Annotated in this window: 20 protein-coding genes; 17 read left to right on the top strand and 3 right to left on the bottom strand. The window is 65.3% G+C overall.

Annotated features, from left to right (window positions below):
- The first annotated feature begins 17 nt into the window (after positions 1 to 17).
- The 3 genes from N6H05_RS06795 (at position 18) to N6H05_RS06785 (ending at position 1,006) form a co-directional block, all read left to right on the top strand.
- Positions 18 to 146 carry a hypothetical protein gene (locus N6H05_RS06795; protein ID WP_284113205.1) on the top strand — a complete coding sequence of 43 codons (129 nt, stop codon included), beginning with the start codon at positions 18 to 20 and terminating at the stop codon, positions 144 to 146.
- A 107-nt stretch (positions 147 to 253) separates the two neighbouring features.
- Positions 254 to 553, top strand: a complete 300-nt coding sequence (gene sciP, locus N6H05_RS06790; RefSeq protein WP_004208844.1) for a CtrA inhibitor SciP — start codon at positions 254 to 256, stop codon at positions 551 to 553.
- 195 nt (positions 554 to 748) lie between these two features.
- Entirely contained in the window at positions 749 to 1,006 is a 258-nt protein-coding gene (locus tag N6H05_RS06785) for a GlsB/YeaQ/YmgE family stress response membrane protein (protein ID WP_004208845.1), read from the top strand.
- A 60-nt stretch (positions 1,007 to 1,066) separates the two neighbouring features.
- Here N6H05_RS06785 and N6H05_RS06780 read toward each other — a convergent pair whose 3' ends face one another.
- A complete protein-coding gene (locus N6H05_RS06780; protein WP_069336366.1) occupies positions 1,067 to 1,315 on the bottom strand; it encodes a GlsB/YeaQ/YmgE family stress response membrane protein in 249 nt (82 codons plus the stop codon).
- 232 nt (positions 1,316 to 1,547) lie between these two features.
- On the opposite strand from N6H05_RS06780, the gene N6H05_RS06775 reads away from it, so the two are divergent.
- The 3 genes from N6H05_RS06775 to N6H05_RS06765 all read left to right on the top strand — a co-directional run bounded on the left by N6H05_RS06775 (position 1,548) and on the right by N6H05_RS06765 (position 7,324).
- Positions 1,548 to 2,720: an efflux RND transporter periplasmic adaptor subunit gene (locus tag N6H05_RS06775; RefSeq protein ID WP_284113204.1), complete on the top strand. Its 1,173-nt coding sequence runs from the start codon at positions 1,548 to 1,550 to the stop codon at positions 2,718 to 2,720.
- A 92-nt stretch (positions 2,721 to 2,812) separates the two neighbouring features.
- Positions 2,813 to 5,977, top strand: coding sequence for an efflux RND transporter permease subunit (locus tag N6H05_RS06770; protein ID WP_284113203.1), 3,165 nt, complete (start codon positions 2,813 to 2,815; stop codon positions 5,975 to 5,977).
- Positions 5,978 to 6,058: 81 nt separating this feature from the next.
- Complete coding sequence (locus N6H05_RS06765; RefSeq protein ID WP_284113202.1) at positions 6,059 to 7,324, top strand: DUF445 domain-containing protein; 1,266 nt, start codon at positions 6,059 to 6,061, stop codon at positions 7,322 to 7,324.
- Between the two features lie 88 nt (positions 7,325 to 7,412).
- Here N6H05_RS06765 and N6H05_RS06760 read toward each other — a convergent pair whose 3' ends face one another.
- Complete coding sequence (locus N6H05_RS06760) at positions 7,413 to 8,021, bottom strand: hypothetical protein (RefSeq protein WP_284113201.1); 609 nt, start codon at positions 8,019 to 8,021, stop codon at positions 7,413 to 7,415.
- A gap of 187 nt (positions 8,022 to 8,208) precedes the next feature.
- Between N6H05_RS06760 and N6H05_RS06755 the strand changes: the two genes are divergently transcribed.
- The 6 genes from N6H05_RS06755 to ribH all read left to right on the top strand — a co-directional run bounded on the left by N6H05_RS06755 (position 8,209) and on the right by ribH (position 12,870).
- Positions 8,209 to 8,901: an energy transducer TonB gene (locus N6H05_RS06755; protein WP_284113200.1), complete on the top strand. Its 693-nt coding sequence runs from the start codon at positions 8,209 to 8,211 to the stop codon at positions 8,899 to 8,901.
- Between the two features lie 51 nt (positions 8,902 to 8,952).
- Positions 8,953 to 9,447 carry a hypothetical protein gene (locus tag N6H05_RS06750; protein ID WP_284113199.1) on the top strand — a complete coding sequence of 165 codons (495 nt, stop codon included), beginning with the start codon at positions 8,953 to 8,955 and terminating at the stop codon, positions 9,445 to 9,447.
- A 35-nt stretch (positions 9,448 to 9,482) separates the two neighbouring features.
- The gene (gene ribD / locus N6H05_RS06745; RefSeq protein ID WP_284114186.1) at positions 9,483 to 10,436 is read left to right on the top strand and encodes a bifunctional diaminohydroxyphosphoribosylaminopyrimidine deaminase/5-amino-6-(5-phosphoribosylamino)uracil reductase RibD; all 954 of its coding nucleotides are present in this window, start codon (positions 9,483 to 9,485) and stop codon (positions 10,434 to 10,436) included.
- A gap of 37 nt (positions 10,437 to 10,473) precedes the next feature.
- Positions 10,474 to 11,082, top strand: coding sequence for a riboflavin synthase (locus N6H05_RS06740; RefSeq protein WP_284113198.1), 609 nt, complete (start codon positions 10,474 to 10,476; stop codon positions 11,080 to 11,082).
- 73 nt (positions 11,083 to 11,155) lie between these two features.
- A complete protein-coding gene (gene ribB / locus N6H05_RS06735; RefSeq protein WP_284113197.1) occupies positions 11,156 to 12,436 on the top strand; it encodes a 3,4-dihydroxy-2-butanone-4-phosphate synthase in 1,281 nt (426 codons plus the stop codon).
- Between the two features lie 11 nt (positions 12,437 to 12,447).
- Complete coding sequence (gene ribH, locus N6H05_RS06730) at positions 12,448 to 12,870, top strand: 6,7-dimethyl-8-ribityllumazine synthase (protein WP_270091526.1); 423 nt, start codon at positions 12,448 to 12,450, stop codon at positions 12,868 to 12,870.
- Between the two features lie 75 nt (positions 12,871 to 12,945).
- On the opposite strand, the gene N6H05_RS06725 is transcribed toward ribH, so the two are convergent.
- Entirely contained in the window at positions 12,946 to 14,037 is a 1,092-nt protein-coding gene (locus N6H05_RS06725; protein ID WP_284113196.1) for an alkene reductase, read from the bottom strand.
- Positions 14,038 to 14,105: 68 nt separating this feature from the next.
- Here N6H05_RS06725 and N6H05_RS06720 point away from each other — a divergent pair, with 68 nt between their 5' ends.
- The 5 genes from N6H05_RS06720 to ssb all read left to right on the top strand — a co-directional run bounded on the left by N6H05_RS06720 (position 14,106) and on the right by ssb (position 18,564).
- Complete coding sequence (locus N6H05_RS06720) at positions 14,106 to 14,987, top strand: DMT family transporter (protein ID WP_284113195.1); 882 nt, start codon at positions 14,106 to 14,108, stop codon at positions 14,985 to 14,987.
- Between the two features lie 9 nt (positions 14,988 to 14,996).
- Positions 14,997 to 15,662 carry a COQ9 family protein gene (locus N6H05_RS06715; protein WP_284113194.1) on the top strand — a complete coding sequence of 222 codons (666 nt, stop codon included), beginning with the start codon at positions 14,997 to 14,999 and terminating at the stop codon, positions 15,660 to 15,662.
- A 75-nt stretch (positions 15,663 to 15,737) separates the two neighbouring features.
- On the top strand, positions 15,738 to 15,995 hold the full coding sequence (locus N6H05_RS06710; RefSeq protein ID WP_017501101.1) for a FeoA family protein: 258 nt from the start codon (positions 15,738 to 15,740) through the stop codon (positions 15,993 to 15,995).
- Positions 15,992 to 17,848, top strand: coding sequence for a ferrous iron transporter B (gene feoB / locus N6H05_RS06705; protein ID WP_284113193.1), 1,857 nt, complete (start codon positions 15,992 to 15,994; stop codon positions 17,846 to 17,848). Before N6H05_RS06710 ends, feoB begins: the two co-directional genes overlap by 4 nt.
- 89 nt (positions 17,849 to 17,937) lie before the next feature.
- Complete coding sequence (gene ssb / locus N6H05_RS06700) at positions 17,938 to 18,564, top strand: single-stranded DNA-binding protein (RefSeq protein ID WP_284113192.1); 627 nt, start codon at positions 17,938 to 17,940, stop codon at positions 18,562 to 18,564.
- Positions 18,565 to 18,584 lie beyond the last annotated feature (20 nt).

Genomic DNA, 18,584 nt, shown 5'->3' with positions numbered 1-18,584 from the left:
TGCGGGGGCAGGACGGGATGGAGGACTGGATTCAGGAACTGGCCGAGGTTTTCGCGCCACGTTCCGGCGGCAAGATCGAAGCCGTTCGTCTCGCGGGAAGCTTTAACCCGTTGATCGCGAGCCATTTAGGGGTGGGGCAAGAATGATGAAGCCCGTGTTTACCTTGGGGCTTTAGCCGATCTTCAGGGCTGATGTGACACCAAGGTTGCGCTGCTGAATTCGGCAACGCCAATGCCGCTAATTGAGGGTAAAGATGATAGAGAACCAGAAAATCAGGCCTGCACAGGTCGTAGGACCGCTCGGCGAACCCCTGACGCTGGAAAATCTGCCGCCCGTGAACACGACCCGCTGGGTGGTGCGTCGCAAGGCGGAGGTCGTCGCTGCCGTCAATGGAGGCCTGCTGACCGTGGACGAAGCCTGCGCCCGCTACAGCCTGACGCTGGAAGAATTTGCCAGCTGGCAGCGGGCGGTGGACCGTTCGGGCATGCATGGCCTGCGCGTGACGCGCATCCAATATTATAAGTCGCTCTATGAGCGGCAGCAGAAATATTGAGGGATCGGGTGCCGCCGACGGGCGGGCACAGAGACGAATGATGCGGGGGCCGCTGGACAAACCGTCCGGCGGCCCCTCTCGCGTTACGGGTCAGGGATGGTTTCCAAGGCGGAATCATTTTATGCGGGAACGCGAAGCCATGTTCCGGGTTGAATAGCCAGCAAACCCGTTGGGGGTGTGGTCAAGGAGAGTAACATGGGCATCATCTTGTGGCTTATCGTCGGCGGCATCATTGGCTGGCTCGCCAGCATGATCATGCGCACGGACGCGCAGCAGGGCATCCTACTGAACATCGTCGTCGGCATCGTCGGCGCTTTCATCGGCGGCCTGATCTTCAGTGGCGGCTCGATCAACAATGCCGGACTGACACTCTACAGCTTCCTCGTTTCGCTGTTGGGTGCTGTCATCCTGCTGGCGATCGTCAACTTGGTACGGCGCGGATCGGTTCGCTAACGACCGGACATGCAATATCAAAGGCCGTGCCCTTCCCAGGAAGGACGCGGCCTTTTTGCGTCAGCGCCGGACGCTGAACCAGCGATAGAGCGCCAGCACCGCAATCGCGCCCAGCACGGCGGCGATGAAGCTGGCACGCTGACCCGGTGCATAAAAGCCCATGATCTGACCGACAAAGGCCGCCAGCAAGGCGCCTGCCATGCCCAGCAGGATGGTCACGACACATCCCCCCGGATCGCGCCCCGGCATGACCAGACGCGCCAATGCCCCCGCGAGCAGGCCCGTCATGATCCATCCCAGCAATTCCATGGTGCGCATCCTCTTATATTGGCCAATTCGCCCCAGGGCGCGGCATAGCGACATAGTCCGGTCCCTTTGGCAAGAGACGCACGAGGCGCAAGAGCCCGCCAAGCCCTTCGCAAGGGCACAATTGGCTTTGCGAAGCGCCATTCAACCATGATATTGGGACTTGAGGGCGGTGATATATTCATATAACACAGTTCCGAGTTTGGGCGGAACCCGCCGGAGAGATGGAAACGGCATGAATTACGAAACTACGCTGACGGGCGAATCGTCCGCGATCCTGGTCGATGACGAAGACCGGATTCGCCGTCGCCGCCGGCTGCTGATCATTGGTGGCGTTGTTGCGGTTGCGCTGGTGGCCGCTGCCGCCGTGCTCTCCATGCGCGGCAAGGATGCCGCCGCGCCCGACGCCGCGCCGCAGGCGCCGGTCGTGACCGTGCTGACCCCCGGCCAGACGATGGTCGCGCGTACCGTGAGCAGCACCGGATCGCTGGCCGCCCGTGTCGACATGCCGGTCGGCGTAGTCGGCGAAGGCGGGATGGTAACGCGCGTGCTGGTGCAGCCGGGCGACTGGGTCCGTGCCGGCCAGGTGCTGGCCACCGTCGAACGGTCGGTCCAGAGCGAGCAGGTCAATTCGCTGGCTGCCCAGGTCGAGGTGCAGCGTGCCAATGCCAAGCTGGCCCAGGCCCAGCTGGAACGCGCCAAGGCGCTGGTCGGCCGAGGCTTCATCAGCGCCGCCGACATCGACCAGCGCACCGCCACCCGCGACCAGGCCGTCGCCCAGGTCCGCGTGGCCGAAGCACAGCTGGCCGAACAGCGCGCCCGCACAGGTCGACTGGACATCCGCGCGCCGGCATCGGGCCTGGTGCTGACCCGCACGGTCGAACCAGGCCAGATCGTTCAGGCCGGCGGCGGCACTTTGTTCCGCATGGCCAAGGATGGCGAGATGGAAATGCAGGCGCAGGTGGCCGAAGCCGATCTGGCGACGCTGCGCGCCGGCAACAGCGCGACCGTGACCCCGGTCGGCAGCAACCAGCATTTCAGCGGCCGCGTCTGGCAGGTATCGCCGGTCGTCGACCCGCAGACCCGCCAGGGCATCGCCCGCATCGCGCTGGCCTATAATGATGCGATCCGCCCCGGCGGCTTCGCGTCGGCCACAATCACCAGCGGTTCGGGCAATGCCCCGCTGTTGCCGGAATCGGCGGTGCAGAGTGATGCCAAGGGCAGCTATGTCTATATCGTCAACGGCAAGAACCAGGTCGAACGGCGCGACGTGAAGGTTGGCCAGGTGTCCGACACGGGCGTCGCCATCACCAGCGGCATCACCGGCGCCGAGCGCATCGTGACATCGGCCGGCGCCTTCCTGACCGTGGGACAGAAGGTGAAGCCGGAAGCGCTCAAGGCGCGCTGACGCAATGGTCCCGGCCGGGCCTTCGCACCCGGACCGGCAGGACTGACTATATTGGAAGCGGGCGCGCTGGCGTCCGGTGAGGGAAGCCCATCATGAGTTTTCGCAATATCTCCGCATGGGCGATCCGCAATCCGGTGCCGCCGCTGGTCATGTTCGCCGCACTGATGCTGGCCGGCGTCGTCAGCTTCCTGCGGATGGACATCAACCAGAATCCCGACATCAGCTTCCCCATGGTCAGCGTCACCGTGTCCCAGCCCGGCGCCGCACCGACCGAACTGGAAACCCAGGTGACCCAGCGGGTCGAGGCGGCAGTGCGCGGCATCAGCGGGGTGGAGGATATCACCTCCTTCGCATCCGAAGGCCAGTCGCTGACCAATGTCCAGTTCAAGATCGGCACGCCGGTCGATCGCGCGGTCAATGACGTCAAGAATGCCGTCGACCAGATTCGCAGCGATTTGCCCGACGGCATCCTGGAACCACAGGTCCAGCGCATCGATGTGGATGGCGGCCCGATCGCCTATTTCAGCGCCGAAGCGACCGACATGACGCTGGAGGAACTGTCCTGGTATGTCGACAATACGGTCGCCAAGCGATTGCTGTCGGTCAGCGGCATGGCAGCCGTGCGGCGCGGCGGCGGCGTCAGCCGCGAGATCCGCGTCATCCTCGACCCCGCCCGTCTGCAGGCCTATGGCGTCACTGCCGCGCAGGTGAATGCGCAGCTGAGCCAGGTCAATATCAACGCGGCCGGCGGACGCACCGAAATTGCCGGTGCCGAACAATCGATCCGCGTGCTGGGCAATGCCCGCAACGCCCATGATCTGGGCCAGACCCAGATCGCCATTTCCGGCGGCCGCACGGTCAAGCTGGCCGACATTGCCGATGTTCGCGACATGTATGCCGAACAGCGTAGCCTGGCGCTGATGAACGGCCGACAGGTGACCAGCTTCAGCCTGGAAAAGGCCAAGGGATCGTCCGACGTCACTGTCTATGACGATGCGATGAAGGTGCTGGACAAGCTGAAGAAGGAAAATCCCAAGGTCCAGTTCAAGCAGCTCTATTCGAGCGTCGAATATACACGCGGCCAATATCACAGCGCCATGTCGGCGATGATCGAGGGCGCGGTTCTGGCAGTCGTCATCGTCTTCCTGTTCCTGCGCGACTGGCGCGCGACGATGATCTCAGCCCTCGCCATTCCTCTGTCGGCGATCCCGTCCTTCTGGTTCATGGACATGCTGGGCTTCACGCTGAACGGCATTTCGCTGCTGGCATTGAGCCTGGTGGCGGGTGTGCTGGTCGATGACGCGATCGTGGAGATCGAGAATATCGTCCGCCACATGCGCATGGGCAAATCGGCCTATCAGGCGTCGATCGACGCGGCCGACGAAATCGGCCTGGCCGTGCTGGCGACCACCATGGCGATCGTCGCGGTGTTCCTGCCGGTCGCGCTGATGCCGGGTATTTCGGGCCAGTTCTTCATCCAGTTCGGCATGACCGTCGTCGTGTCGGTGCTGATGAGCCTAGCCGTGGCGCGCCTGATCACGCCGATGATCGCCGCCTATTTCCTGAAGGCCCATGGCGAGGCAAGCCATGGCGAAGGCTGGCTGATGGACCGCTATATGAGCGTGCTCCACTGGTCACTGGACCAGCGCAAGGCCAAGGCGCGGCGCGCGCGCGGTGGGTTCCGCAACCGCTTCGTCGCCTTCTTCGTCGACCATCGCGTGTGGACGCTGGGCGTCGGCATGCTGGCCTTCGTTGCGACCCTTTTCGCGTTCGGCACGTTGCCCATGACCTTCCAGCCGACAATCAACACCGATTTCAGCCAGGTGAAGATCGAGACCGTGCCGGGCAGTACGCTGGAGCAGACCACCGCCATCACCCGCAAGGTGGCCGACATGCTGGCCGCCGACACGGATGTGGTCGAGGCCGCCTTTGCCGATATCGAGCCGACCAGCGCCGACATCTTCCTGACTCTCAAGAAGACCCGGCCGATGTCGTCGGTGGAATGGGAGCGCAAGATCGCGCCCAAGTTCCAGACGATCGCCGACGCGCGGGTCAATTTCCAGTCGCAGTCGGGGGGTGGCTTTGGCCGCGACATCATCATGATGTATGGTTCGGATGATCCCGAACTGCTGGAAAAGACCGCCAACCAGCTGGTGCATGAAATGGCCGGCATCCGCGAACTGCGCGCGCCGCGCGTCCAGGGCGACATGCAGCGCCCCGAAATCATCATCAAACCGCGCCTCGACCTGGCCGCCAGCATGGGCGTGACGACGGCCGCCCTCAGCCAGTCGATCCGCATCGCGACGATCGGCGACATCGACCAGAATGTCGCCAAATTCTCGCTGTCCGATCGCCAGATCCCGATCCGCGTCGCGCTGGCCGAGGATAGCCGCAAGGATATCGCCACGATCGAGAATATGCCGGTGCCGACGGTGTCGGGCGGTTCGGTGCCGCTCAAGGTGGTCGCTGACATCAGCTTTGGCGCAGGCCCGACGCAGATTCGCCGCTACAACCAGATTCGTCGCATCGTCGTCGGTGCGGACCTGGCACCCGGCATCGTCACCAGCCAGGCCAATCAGAAGATCAACGAACTGCCGACGATGAAGGCCATCAAGGAAGGCCGCATCCAGGGCGTGCAGAAGATCGAGGCCGGCGACAGCAAGTTCCAGGCGGAAATGCTGACCAACTTCGTGATCGCCGTCTTCTCCGGCATCATGCTGGTGCTGGCGGTGCTGGTGCTGCTCTACAAGCGGATCATGCCGCCCTTCGTGAATCTGGGGTCGCTGCTGCTTGCGCCGCTGGGCGGGGCGATCGCGCTGCACATTGCCGGCCAGCCGATGTCGCTGCCGGTGTTCATCGGCCTGCTGATGCTGTTGGGCATCGTCGCCAAGAACTCGATCCTGGTGATCGACTTCGCGCTGGAGGAAATGGAGAAGGGCGTACCCAAGCAGGAGGCGATCATAGACGCGGGGCACAAGCGTGCCCAGCCGATCGTCATGACCACGGTCGCGATGGTCGCGGGCATGGTGCCAACGGCCCTGTCGCTGTCAGGTGACGCCGCCTGGCGCGCGCCGATGGGCATCACCGTGATCGGCGGCCTGCTGCTGTCGACGGTGCTGACGCTGGTGATCGTGCCGGCCGTGTTCAGCCTGGCGCTGGGCGTCGAGCAATGGGCCGGGCCGCGGCTGAGCCGCCGCTTCTTGACCCACAAGTCGCATGACGGCCATTCGGGCAGCCATGCCCAGCCGGCGGAATAAAGGGTTGGGATCGCGCGGGCAGCCCCATGGCAAAATATGGGGCTTGCCTGAACGAAACGGGCGCGTAACCGTTTCACCGCCATGAAGCTGCTGCGCATGCCCCGCTCGCCCCTCGACGCCGCCGCCCATCCCGCGCGGCGCATGCGGCTGGTGGCGACGGGAATGTTGCTGGCGATGGCGGCAATCTTCATCGCCGCGCGCGCTACCGTCCATCTCCATCCCGCGATCGGCTTCGTCCAGGCCTTTGCCGAGGCAGCGATGGTCGGCGGCCTGGCCGACTGGTTCGCGGTCACCGCCCTGTTCCGCCATCCGCTCGGCCTGCCGATCCCGCATACGGCCATCATTCCGCGTAACAAGGACCGGATCGGCGACACGCTGGCGATCTTCCTGCGCGACAATTTCCTGACCCCGGCCGTCGTCGCGCGGCGGATGCGCGGCATGGACGTGGCCGGCGCGGCCGGCCGCTTCCTCGCGAGCCCGTCGGCAGGCGACGGGCGATTGCGCATGGGCGCGTCACGGCTGCTCGCCGACATGCTGGAGGCGCTGGATCAGGAACGGCTGGGCGGCATGGTGAAGGGCGCGATCGGCCAGCGGCTGCGCGCGATCAATGTCGGCCCGCTGGTCGGCCAGGCGATCGAGGCGGCAATGCGCGACGGTCGCCATGCGCCGGTAATGGATGGCATCATCCAGTGGGCGGACAGGGCGCTGGAGGCGAACGATCATCTGATCCGCCAGATGGTGCATGAGCGCGCCGGCACGGTACTGCGCTGGACCGGGCTAGACGAAAATCTCGCCAATGCGATTCTTGGCGGCCTGCGCAAGTTGCTGGCGGACATGGCCGCCGATCCCGGTCACAGCCTGCGCCTCAAGGCCGAGGAAGGCATGGCCAAGCTCGCCTTCGACCTGCAGTTCGACATCGAGATGCAGGCCAAGGCCGCTAAGATTCGCGATGAGATACTCGACAATCCGGCGATGCAGCGCTGGATCGAGGGGATGTGGGAACAGGCCCGCACCGGCCTGCTGCGCGCGGTGCGCGATCCCGGCAAGGCGATGGCGGGTCGACTGGGCGAGGCGCTGCAGCAGCTTGGCGGCACGTTGCAGGAGGATGCGCGGCTGAAGCTGGTGATCAATCGCTTCGTGCGGCGCGCGGCGGTCGGCGCCACCGCCACCTATGGCGATTCGATCGTCAAGCTGGTGAGCGAGACGGTGCGCGGATGGGATGCCGGCACAGTCACCAGCCGGCTGGAGAATGCGGTCGGCCGCGACCTGCAATATATCCGCATCAACGGCACGCTGGTCGGCGGGCTGGTGGGCCTGGCGATCCACGCGATCGACACTTTCTTGTGAAAAATGGTCGGGGGCGCCGGGCCAAATCGGCGCACCCCGACCGGAACCGGTCGCACAGAGGAGACGGCTTCCGGTTCCTAGCTGAACATCAGTCTTCGGGACCGCCCTCTCTATCGGGCGGCGGCGGAGATGGCGGCAGTTCGTCGGCGCTCAGCACGCCGTCACCATTGCGGTCGAGATCATGGAACATGGCGAGCGACGGCGCGGAAAATTCGGCTCGATCGATCACACCATCCTCATTGCCATCCTCGGGATAGGGCATGGTGCGGCCCGGAGGTGGGGGTGGAGCGGCCTCGCCACTCTGGTCGCCCGGTCGCGGACCGGGTGGCGGACCGCCGGGCGGAGGGCCGCCAGCGCCACCGGGGCCTCCGCCAGGGCCGCCACGGCCATGCCGGCGTTCGCCCTGCCCTTCCTGCCGCGGGGTGCGCTGATGGCCCAGCATCTGCTGCATGGCTTCAGCCGAAATCGCGCCATCGCCGTCCGAATCCATCGCCGAGAAACGGCGGTCAAGCCAGGCCTGCATCTCGTCCCGCGTGATCCGGCCATCCCCATCGGCATCGGCAGCCCATGGCCCCTCGGGCCGTCCCCTGTCGCCTTGAGGGCCTTCCGTCCGGGCGGACAGGTCGGCCGACTGCCGGGCGAACAGCGGCACCGGCAGCAACAGGGTCGACAATAGCAGCATCGTGGGAAGGCGCATCGGGGTTCCTGAATTGGCGTTATCCCGGTTCCTCGCATTCCCGCTTTGCCCCGATATGTCCCAAGGCGACGCGAATATTTCAAACGGAGCCGTCCTTGAAAGATTGATGTTGCAACATATCATGATTTGATGTTGTATCATTCCATGAGCGCCGCAGGGACGGCGCCACAAAAGGAGGGTGCAGTCCATGTATATGACGATGCAACCGGCACATGATGCGACCCGATCGGGCTATGCCGCACGGCGCAAGTCGCCGGTCGGGATAGGCGGCGCGATCGCCGTCCATGCGGTGGTGGTGGGTGCCTTCCTGCTGATGCCCAAGGAGATTATCGACATCATTCCGACCGGCGGCCCCCTCATCACCTATGAAGTCAAGGATCCACCACCGCCCGAACCCATCGTCGAACAGCAGGTCGTCAAACAATCGATCAAGACCCAACCCCTGCCACGCAAGCCAACCGTGACCGAAGCCGAGGTGAAACTGCCGACCATATCGGAGGTCAGCGGTAGCACGATCACCGGCGTTGACAATGGCACCGGCCGCGATCCCATACCGCTCCCGCCACCATTGCCGCCGGTTGCCGAGCCTGTCTTTGTCGAGGCGACGATCGCGCCTAATGCGCTGGGGTCTTTCCAACCCGATTATCCCGGCGCGATGATCCGCCAGGGGCTGGAAGGCAACGTCACCGTGCGCGTCACCATCAGTCCGGAAGGCCGCGTCAGCGACATCGTCAAGATTTCGGCGACCGACGAGAGTTTCTGGCTCGCCACCCAGAAGCATGCGCTGCGCAAATGGCGCTTCCGCCCGGCAACGCGCGACGGCGTGGCGGTGAGCAGCGTCAAGACGCTGACCGTCCGTTTTACCCTGACCGATCGCTGAGCAAAGAACGGGCGGGCATGCCCCGCCCGTTCCTTCATGGAGGGATGTTCGATGGATCATTTTGCATCCGCGCCCGCCCTGCCCTATAAGCGCGGCATGGCGATATTTCCCCGTCCCGTTTCTCCCAAGAGCGCCTTTGGTGATTTCTGGAGCTATTTCCGGCAGCAGCGCCAGCATAAATGGCCGCTGCTCGGCGTGTCCGCAGCCTTCACCTATGTGATCGTCTGGGCCTTCATCGTCGACGCGAACACCAACACGATGCCGACCCGCAACAAGATCATCTATGTCCAGAGCTGGGATGCGAACCGATCCGACGCGGCGGTGATCCTGCAGCAGAAGATCGACTTTGCCAAGCGCGAGGCGGCCCTCGTCAAGCAGCAGAAGAAGATGCAGGGCTATGCCGACGCCTTCGGCATCGAATGGCGCGACGAAGAGGCCCGCAACACCGCCCGCCGCAAGGAAGCTGTCCGCCAGATCAATGGCTTGCTGGACGAGCGGCTGGCTAAGGCCGAAGGCAAGGCCGCGCCGGCGACCGCACAACCCTGACCATGGTGACCGACATCGCCGCCGACCGTCGCTACATGGCGGCGGCGATTGCCCTGTCGGAACGTGGCCGGGGCCTGTCCACCCCCAACCCCAATGTCGGCTGCCTGATCGTGAGAGACGGTCATGTCGTCGGGCGCGGCTGGACCCAGAAAGGTGGCCGCCCCCATGCCGAGGCGCAGGCACTGGACGAGGCGCTGGACCGGGCCGAAGGTTCCACCGCCTATGTGACGCTGGAACCCTGTTTTCACCTGAGCCCGCGTGGGCCGCGCTGCGCCGACCTGATGGCGCGGGCCGGCGTCGCCCGAGTCGTGATTGCGCTGCGCGATCCCGACCCACGCACCGATGGCCAAGGCGCAGCCTGGCTGCGCGAGCGCGGCGTGGTGGTTGAAATGGGGCTGATGGCGGACGAGGCAGCCGAGGCGATGCGCGGTTTCGTGCTGCGCCAGACGCTGGGGCGCCCGGCAGTCACGTTGAAGCTGGGCTTGTCGCTCGACGGACGGATCGCGCTGGCCGACGGGTCGAGTCGCTGGATCACCGGGCCGGACGCCCGCGCTCACGCCCATCTGGAGCGGGCGCGGCATGACGCCATCCTGGTTGGCGGCGGCACGCTGCGCGCCGATGCCCCGATTCTGGACGTCCGCCTGCCCGGCCTGGAGGATCGATCGCCCCGCCGACTGCTGCTGAGCCGGAGTGTCGCACCCGAGGGCTGGAGTGCGATCGCCGATCCGCAGGATATCGCAACGCTCGACCGGGTCGATCATCTGATGATCGAGGGCGGGGCAGAGACCGCCGCCGCCTTTCTGCGCGCCGATCTGGTCGACCGACTGCTGCTCTATCGCGCGCCGATCCTGATCGGGGCGGGCTTGGCCGGGATCGGCGATATCGGCCTATCCGACCTCGCCGATGCCCATGGGCGCTGGCGCCAGACCGACCAGCGCCAGTTCGGCCCGGACCGGCTGGAGGTTTACGCGCGGACGCGCAGCGCCTAGATCAGCGCAAATTGTCTTTCCCAAGGATCTGGGCACCATGTTCACCGGCATCATCACCGACATCGGCACCATCCGCACCCATGAGCAGCGCGGCGACCTGCGGCTGGTCATCGAGAGCGGCTATGACATGGAAACGGTCGCGATCGGCGCATCGATCGCCTGTTCGGGCGCTTGCCTGACGGTAGTCGAAAAGGGGCCGGGCTGGTTCGCGGTCGACCTGTCGGCCGAGACCGTCGCCCGCACCGCACCGGGCCTGTGGGCGCAGGGCGGCAAGCTCAACCTGGAACGCGCACTGAAGGTCGGCGACGAACTGGGCGGCCATATCGTCACCGGCCATGTCGACGGCATCGGCCATCTGGTGTCGGCCAGCCGCGAGGGCGATTCGATCCGCCTGGTCATCAGCGCACCGGCGGAACTGGCGGCCGCACTGGCCGCCAAGGGATCGATCACATTGGACGGTATTTCGCTGACCGTGAACAGCGTCGAGGACCAGCCCGACGGCAGCGTGCATTTCGGCCTGAACATCATCCCGCACACCGCGATCGCGACCACGCTGGACAGCCTGTCCGATGGCCGCGCGTTCAATCTGGAGATCGATGTGCTGGCCCGCTATCTCGACCGGATGCAGAGCCTCCGCAGCAAATGATGTGATTTCACTCTTGAAGAAATCACATCACAGTGTGATATAGCTCTCATCCCCGATCCGGGAAGGAGTGTTTATGTCGTCCTCGCTTATCGATTCCGTCCGCGCCCTCGTCACCGATGGCGGCATGTCCCGATCGGGCCTGGCGCGCGCCGCCGGCCTGCACGCCAACAGCCTGCGCAAGCTGGGCGAAGGCGACTGGAACCCGACCGCCGAGACGCTGGGCAAGCTGGAGGCCTATCTGCTCAAGCGCGAGGGCGGCACCGCGCTCGCCAGCCCCGAGGAAATCATCAACGAGGCGCGCAACGGCCGCATGTTCATCCTGGTCGATGACGAGGATCGCGAAAATGAGGGCGATCTCGTCATCCCCGCCCAGATGGCGACTCCCGATGCGATCAATTTCATGGCCACCCATGGCCGCGGCTTGATCTGCCTGGCGCTGACCAAGGGCCGGGTCGAGGAACTGGGCCTGGACCTGATGAGCCGCAACAACGGCACCCGTCATGAAACCGCCTTCACCGTGTCGATCGAGGCCCGCGAGGGCGTGACCACCGGCATCAGCGCCGCCGACCGCGCCCGCACCGTTTCGGTCGCGATCGATTCCGGCAAGAGCAAGCAGGACATCGTCACGCCGGGCCATATCTTCCCGCTGATCGCCAAGGATGGCGGCGTGCTGGTGCGCACCGGCCATACCGAAGCAGCCGTCGACGTCGCCCGTCTGGCCGGCCTCAACCCATCGGGCGTCATCTGCGAGGTGATGAAGGATGACGGCACGATGGCGCGCCTAGACGACCTGATCCCCTTCGCCGCCAAGCACAAAATGAAGATCGGCACGATCCGCGACCTGATCGCCTATCGCCGCCGCCACGACCATGTCGTCGAGCGTCGCGCCGAAACCAGCTTCGAGAGCAAGTGGGGCGGCGAGTGGAAGGCGATCACCTTCTTCAACAAGGCGACCAAGTCGGAACAGCTCGTGCTGCAGAAGGGCAAGGTCGACCCCGACCAGCCGACCCTGGTGCGTATGCACCAACTGGCCCCGCTGAGCGATATTTTCGGCGGCGAAGGGCCGCGCGGCGACGTGCTGGCCCGGTCGATGGAAATCATCGCCAAGGAAGGCGCCGGTGTGGTCGTGCTGCTGCGTGACGGCGAACCCGACATGCTGACCCGGATGATCCAGGCCCATGCCGGCAAGCAGCCGGGCGGCATGGACGAACTGCGCGACTATGGCGTGGGCGCACAGATACTGGCGGAGCTGGGCGTGCATGACATGATCCTGCTCAGCAACACCCAGCACAGTCTGATCGCCCTTGACGGCTATGACCTGGCCGTGGTTGGGCAGCGTCCGATCGAGCTCTGAAGGATATTCGCATGGCCAAGTTTCTCATCGTCGAAGCCCGCTTCTACGACCATCTCAACGACCTGCTGATCGAAGGCGCGAAGGCTGCGCTGGACGAGGCCGGCCACAAATATGAGGTGGTGACTGTGCCCGGCGCGCTGGAAATCCCCGGTGCGATCGCGCTGGCAGCCGAGACCGGCCGCTATGACGGCTTCGTCGCGATCGGCGTGGTGATCCGCGGCGAAACCTATCATTTCGAAGTGGTGTCGAACGAAAGCGCACGCGGCCTGATGGCACTGAGCATGGACGCGATCGCGATCGGCAACGGCATCCTGACCGTCGAGAATGAGGAGCAGGCCCTGGTCCGCGCCCGTCCCGATCAGAAGGACAAGGGCGGTGAAGCGGCCAAGGCGGCGATCGCCATGCTGGCCCTGCGCGAGCGTTTCCCGAACTGATCCACAGCCTTCTGTCAGGCACAAAGAAGGGCGCGCTCCGCAAGGAACGCGCCCTTCTTCATTGGTAACAAAGGATCAGGCCGCCGCCTTTTCCTCGGCCAGGGTCGGATAGTCGGTATAGCCTTCCGCGCCCTGGCTGTAGAAGGTCGCCATCTGTGCATGGGTCAGCGGCGCACCTTCGCGCAGACGATCGACCAGATCGGGATTGGCGAGGAAGGGACGGCCGAAGCTGATCGCGTCGGCCAGGCCAGAGGCGAGATCGGCCTGGGCGCGACCCAGCCCATAATCGCTGTTGAGGACCAGCGGCCCCTTGAAATGCTGGCGGATCAGCGGCGACAGGCGCGGCACGTCGGTGGCGCCGAAGGTGCCGTCCGGACCGGGTTCGCGCAGCTCGAGGAAGGCGATGCCGATCTGGTTCAGCACATCGGCGGCGGCAGCAAACAACGGCTCGGGATTGCTGTCATTGACGCCCTGGGTATCGCCATTGGGCGACAGGCGCACGGACACACGATCGGCGCCGATCGCATCGGCCACCGCCTGCGTCACTTCACGCAGCAGACGGACGCGATTTTCGATGCTGCCGCCATAGATGTCATCGCGGAAATTGCTGTTGTCGCGCAGGAACTGGTCGATCAGATAGCCGTTCGCGGCGTGGATCTGGACCCCGTCGAAGCCGGCGGCGATCGCATTGTTGGCCGCCTTCACATAGTCGGCGATGATGCCGGGAATTTCGTCGATCGCGAGCGGACGGGCGACCTCATAGGGCTTCTTGCCCTCATAGGTATGGGCGTCACCCGGCGTCGCGGTGGCACTGGAGGAAACCGGCTGCTCGCCGGTGACCGCCGAATGGACGGCGCGGCCCATATGCCAGAGCTGGGCGACGATCAGCCCGCCCTTGTCATGCACGGCCTGGGTGACGGGCTTCCAGGCCTCGACCTGTTCGTCGGACCAGAGGCCCGGCGCATAGGGCCAGCCCAAGCCCTGGTGCGAAATGCCGGTTGCCTCGCTGATGATAAGGCCGGCCGAGGCGCGCTGCGCATAATAATCGACCATGATCGGGGTCGGGACATGATCGCGGGTGGCGCGGCCACGGGTGAGCGGCGCCATGATGGCGCGGTTGGCGGCAGTGTCGGCGCCGAGCTTTATCGGATCGAAGATTGTGGTCATGAAACCTCCCTCATGAACGTTGCAATTTGCAACGGGACTTGATGCAGAAAGCCAGCTAGGGAGCCGCCATGGCCGCTTCAACCCCCATGGCGCATATCGCCACGCCCAGATTCGCTTTTCCGGCGCTGATCCTGGCCAATATCATTCTGGCACTGGGACCGGTGCTGGTGCGGCTGGCCGATGTCGGGCCGGTAGCGGCCGCCTTCTGGCGACTGGCGATCGCCATGCCCTTCCTGTTCATCCTGGCATTGCCGAAGCTGCGCAAGAGCCGCTTGTCGCGCAGCCATTGGACGATCGTGATTCTGGCGGGCGTCTGCTTTGCCGCCGATCTGGCCGCCTGGCATCTGGGCATCGGCCATACCAAGGTCGCCAATGCGACGCTGTTCGGCAATATGAGCGCGCTGATGCTGCCGCTGTGGGGCCTCATCGTGCTGCGCGAACATGTATCGAAGCTGCAGATCGGCGCGCTGATCCTGGCCGCGATCGGCGCGGCCATATTGATGGGCAGCAGCTATGAGCTGTCGCCTGTCAACCTGAAGGGCGATCTCTTCTGCCTGCTCGCCGGGTTGCTCTACACCACCTATCTTCTGCTGATCCAGGGCGCGCGCAAGCGGCTGGACAGCTGGTCGGTGCTGGCGGTCGTCAGCGCGGCCGGGGCCTTGCCGCTGCTGCTCGCCGCCAATGCGATGGGCGAAACGGTGATGCCGCAGGACTGGACGGCGCTCATCATCCTTGCCCTGTCCAGCCAGATCGTCGGCCAGGGACTGCTCACCTATGCGCTCGGCTGTTTTTCGCCACTGGTGCTGGGGCTCAGCCTGTTGCTGCAACCCGCCGTCGCCGCGCTGGCCGGTTGGCTGCTATTCGGCGAAACATTGAGCGCGACCGACATTGTCGGCGGCGTGGCCGTGGCGGTCGCACTGGTGCTTGTGCGCCTGCCGCGACGGGCCTAGATTGGCGCCATGACCGACCAGACCCAAGACCTGACCCTGGACGAAATCCGCGCACTGCTGGCGCCGATCCTGCCGCGCCACGCCGCCTTTGACGGCTGGCGGCCCGAAGCGGTGGCCATGGCGGCGGCGGAAAAGAACATCGATGCCGATGTCGCCGCGCTGGCCTTCGACGGCGGCGCCATGGGCATGATCGAGGCCTGGTTCGCCAGCATCGACACGCGGATGCTGGACGCGCTGCCGGCCGACACATTGGCCACCATGTCGATCCGCAAGAAGATCAGCGCGCTGATCGAGACCCGCCTGGCCCTGCTGGCGCCCGACCGCGAAGCGCTGCGCCGGGCGCAGGCGATCCTGGCGATGCCGACCAATGCCGTGCGCGCCGCCAAGCTGGGCTGGCACGCCGCCGACATCATGTGGCACGCGGCGGGCGACACCGCCACCGACCTCAACCACTATAGCAAGCGCGCGACGCTGGGCAGCATCTATGCCGCGACGCTGCTGACCTTCGTCAATGACGAGAGCGAGGATCATGCCGACAGCCGCGCCTTCCTGGCGCGACGGATCGAGGGGATCATGCGCTTCGAGAAGATGAAGGCCCGGTTCAAGGGCGTAAGTGATGGCGAGCATCTCAGCCTGTCGCGCTTCATCGGCCGGCTGCGCTACCCGGCGGTGTGAAGTTCGGGCTGGCCTTCACCAGACGTAATTGATAGTCAGTCGCAAATCTGATTTCTGGTTAAGAGTCCATCCTCCTTGCGCCTGACCGATCTGCCCCTGCGCCAACCCGCTTTTGTTGAAACCATCGACTGGGAGTCGCTGTCGTCCGTGGAAGGACAGCGCCTGCGCGAGTTCGGCCTGTGCGAAGGCGCCAGCGTCGAGGCGCTGCATCATGGCGGGCTGCTGGGTCGCGGACCGCTGGCGGTCAAGATCGGGCGCATGACGGTGGCGATGCGCCGCAACCACGCCGCCGCCGTGGAGGTCAGCACCGGCCCGCAGGAGGCGCAGGCATGAGCGGCCTTCCCCTCGTCGCGCTGGTCGGCAATCCCAATGCGGGCAAGAGCGCCCTGTTCAACGCGCTGACCGGCGCGCGGCAGAAGCTGGGCAATTATCCGGGCGTCACGGTAGAGCGCAAGGCGGGCCGGCTGTCGCTGGCCGACGGCCGGCCAGTCGAACTGGTCGATCTGCCCGGCACCTACAGCCTGTCGCCGGCCAGCCCCGACGAGCAGGTGACGCGCGACTTCGTGCTGGGCAAGCAGGCCGGCGAGAAGCTGCCCGACGCGCTGGTGATCGTGGTCGACGCGTCGAACCTCGACAATCATCTGCGCTTTGCGTTGGAGTTGATCGCGCTGGGCCTGCCCACCGTCGTCGCGCTCAACATGGTCGACCTCGCCACCCGCGACGGGCTGGAACTGGACGCCAATGTCCTGTCGCAGGAACTGGGCGTGCCGGTGGTGTCCACCGTGGCGGTGCGCAAGCGCGGCCTGGTTCATCTCAAGACCGAGTTGGAAACGCTGCTCGGCGCGCAGGCGGGCATGTTGCGCGCCTCGGCCGGCGAACCGGATTTCGACGCTGTGCGCCACGAGGCCCGCCGCATCGCCCGCGCCGCGATCGTGCGCGAAACCCCGTCGCGCCGACTGACGGCAGCGGTCGACCGGGTCGCGCTGCACCCGGTGTTGGGCCTCGCCCTGTTGCTCGGCCTGTTGTTCGTGATGTTCCAGGCGGTCTTTTCCTGGGCATCGGTGCCCGCCGACATGCTGGAGGGCTGGGTCACGGCGCTGGGCGAGGCGGTGACCAACACCCTGCCGCCGGGCATCATCCACGATTTCCTGTTACAAGGCGTGGTCGGCGGCGTCGGCGCGGTGATCGTGTTCCTGCCGCAGATCCTGATCCTGTTCTTCTTCATCCTGATGCTGGAGGCGACCGGCTATATGGCCCGTGCTGCCTTCCTGATGGACGGCATCATGGCGAAGGTCGGCCTGTCGGGTCGGGCCTTCATCCCGCTCCTGTCCTCCTTCGCCTGCGCGGTGCCGGGGATCATGGCGACGCGCACGATCAGCGATCCCAAGGACCGGCTGACCACGATCCTGATCGCGCCGCTGATGACCTGTTCGGCACGGCTGCCTGTCTATGGCCTGATCATCGCCGCCTTCATCCCGGCGCGCAGCGTGGGGCCGGGCATCGGCCTGCAGGGACTGGTGCTGTTCCTCCTCTATGTCGCCGGCATCGTCGGCGCCATGCTGGCCGCCTGGGCGCTGCGCCTGACCGTGGCCAAGGGCCGCAGCGGTGGTTTCCTGATGGAAATGCCGAAATATCAGTGGCCCCGGCCGCAGGATATCTTGATCGGTCTGTGGCAGCGCGGTGTCATTTTCCTCAAGCGCGCCGGCACCATCATCCTGGCCACCAATATCGTGCTGTGGGTGCTGGCCAGCTTCCCTCACGCCCCCGAAGGTGTGAAGCAGAGCGAATATTCGATCGCGGGGCGGATCGCGGGCGGCATCAACGTGCTGGTCGAGCCAATCGGCTTCAACCGCGACATTTCGCTCGCCCTGCTGCCCAGCATGGCGGCGCGCGAAGTCGCCGTGTCCGCCATCGCGACCGTCTATGCGATCGATGCCGAGGATGATGCCGAGGCTCTGGAACAAGGCTTGGGCGACCGGCTGGCGGGCCGCTGGAGCCTGGCCACCGCCCTCGCCTTCCTGGCCTGGTTCGTGTTCGCGCCGCAGTGCATTTCGACCATCGCCGTCACAAGGCGCGAGACCAATGGCTGGAAATGGCCGTTGTTCATGATCGGCTATCTGTTCGTGCTGGCCTATGCCGCAGCAGGCGTGACATATTGGGCAGCGGTCGCGATGGGACTCGGCTGATCCCAAGCCCCGGACATTTGGCCTAGCTTTGTTCTTTACCGCCAAGGCGAGGCTTCTATAACGGCGCCTTTAGTGCTTTCGGAGGAATCATGGCAGGCTCGGTCAACAAGGTCATTCTCATCGGGAATCTGGGGGCCGACCCGGAAGTGAAGAGCTTCCAGAATGGCGGCAAGATCTGCAACCTGCGGATCGCGACCTCGGAAAGCTGGAAGGATCGCATGTCGGGGGAGCGCAAGGAGCGCACCGAATGGCATAGCGTCGTCATCAATTCCGAAGGACTGGTGGGCGTCGCCGAGCGCTTCCTGCGCAAGGGATCGAAGATCTACATCGAAGGCCAGCTACGCACCCGCAAGTGGCAGGACAATAATGGCAATGACCGTTACACCACCGAGGTCGCCCTGTCCGGCCCCGGCGCGGTGCTGACCATGCTGGACGGCGCGCCGGGTGGCGGTGGCGGCCAGGGCGGCGGCTTTGGCGGTGGTCGCTCGTCGGGCGGCGGCAACCAGGGCGTCAGCGACTGGGGCGCAAGCAGCGGCGGCTTCGGCGGCGGCGATTATGACGATTTCGGCGGTGGCAACAGCGGCGGCGGCTTTGGTGGCGGGCGCTCGTCGGGCGGCGGCAACCAGAGTGGCGGCTTTGGCGGCGGACGCTCCTCGGGTGGCGGTCAGGGCGGCCCGAACTTCGACAACGACCTGGACGACGAAGTGCCGTTCTGATCGGTCCTTTCCACAGGGAT

It is taken from the genome of Sphingobium sp. WTD-1 (genome assembly GCF_030128825.1).
In the GTDB taxonomy this organism is placed as follows: Bacteria; Pseudomonadota; Alphaproteobacteria; order Sphingomonadales; family Sphingomonadaceae; genus Sphingobium.
Note: the sequence above shows the minus strand (reverse complement) of the source record. Positions and strands in the feature narration are given on the sequence as shown.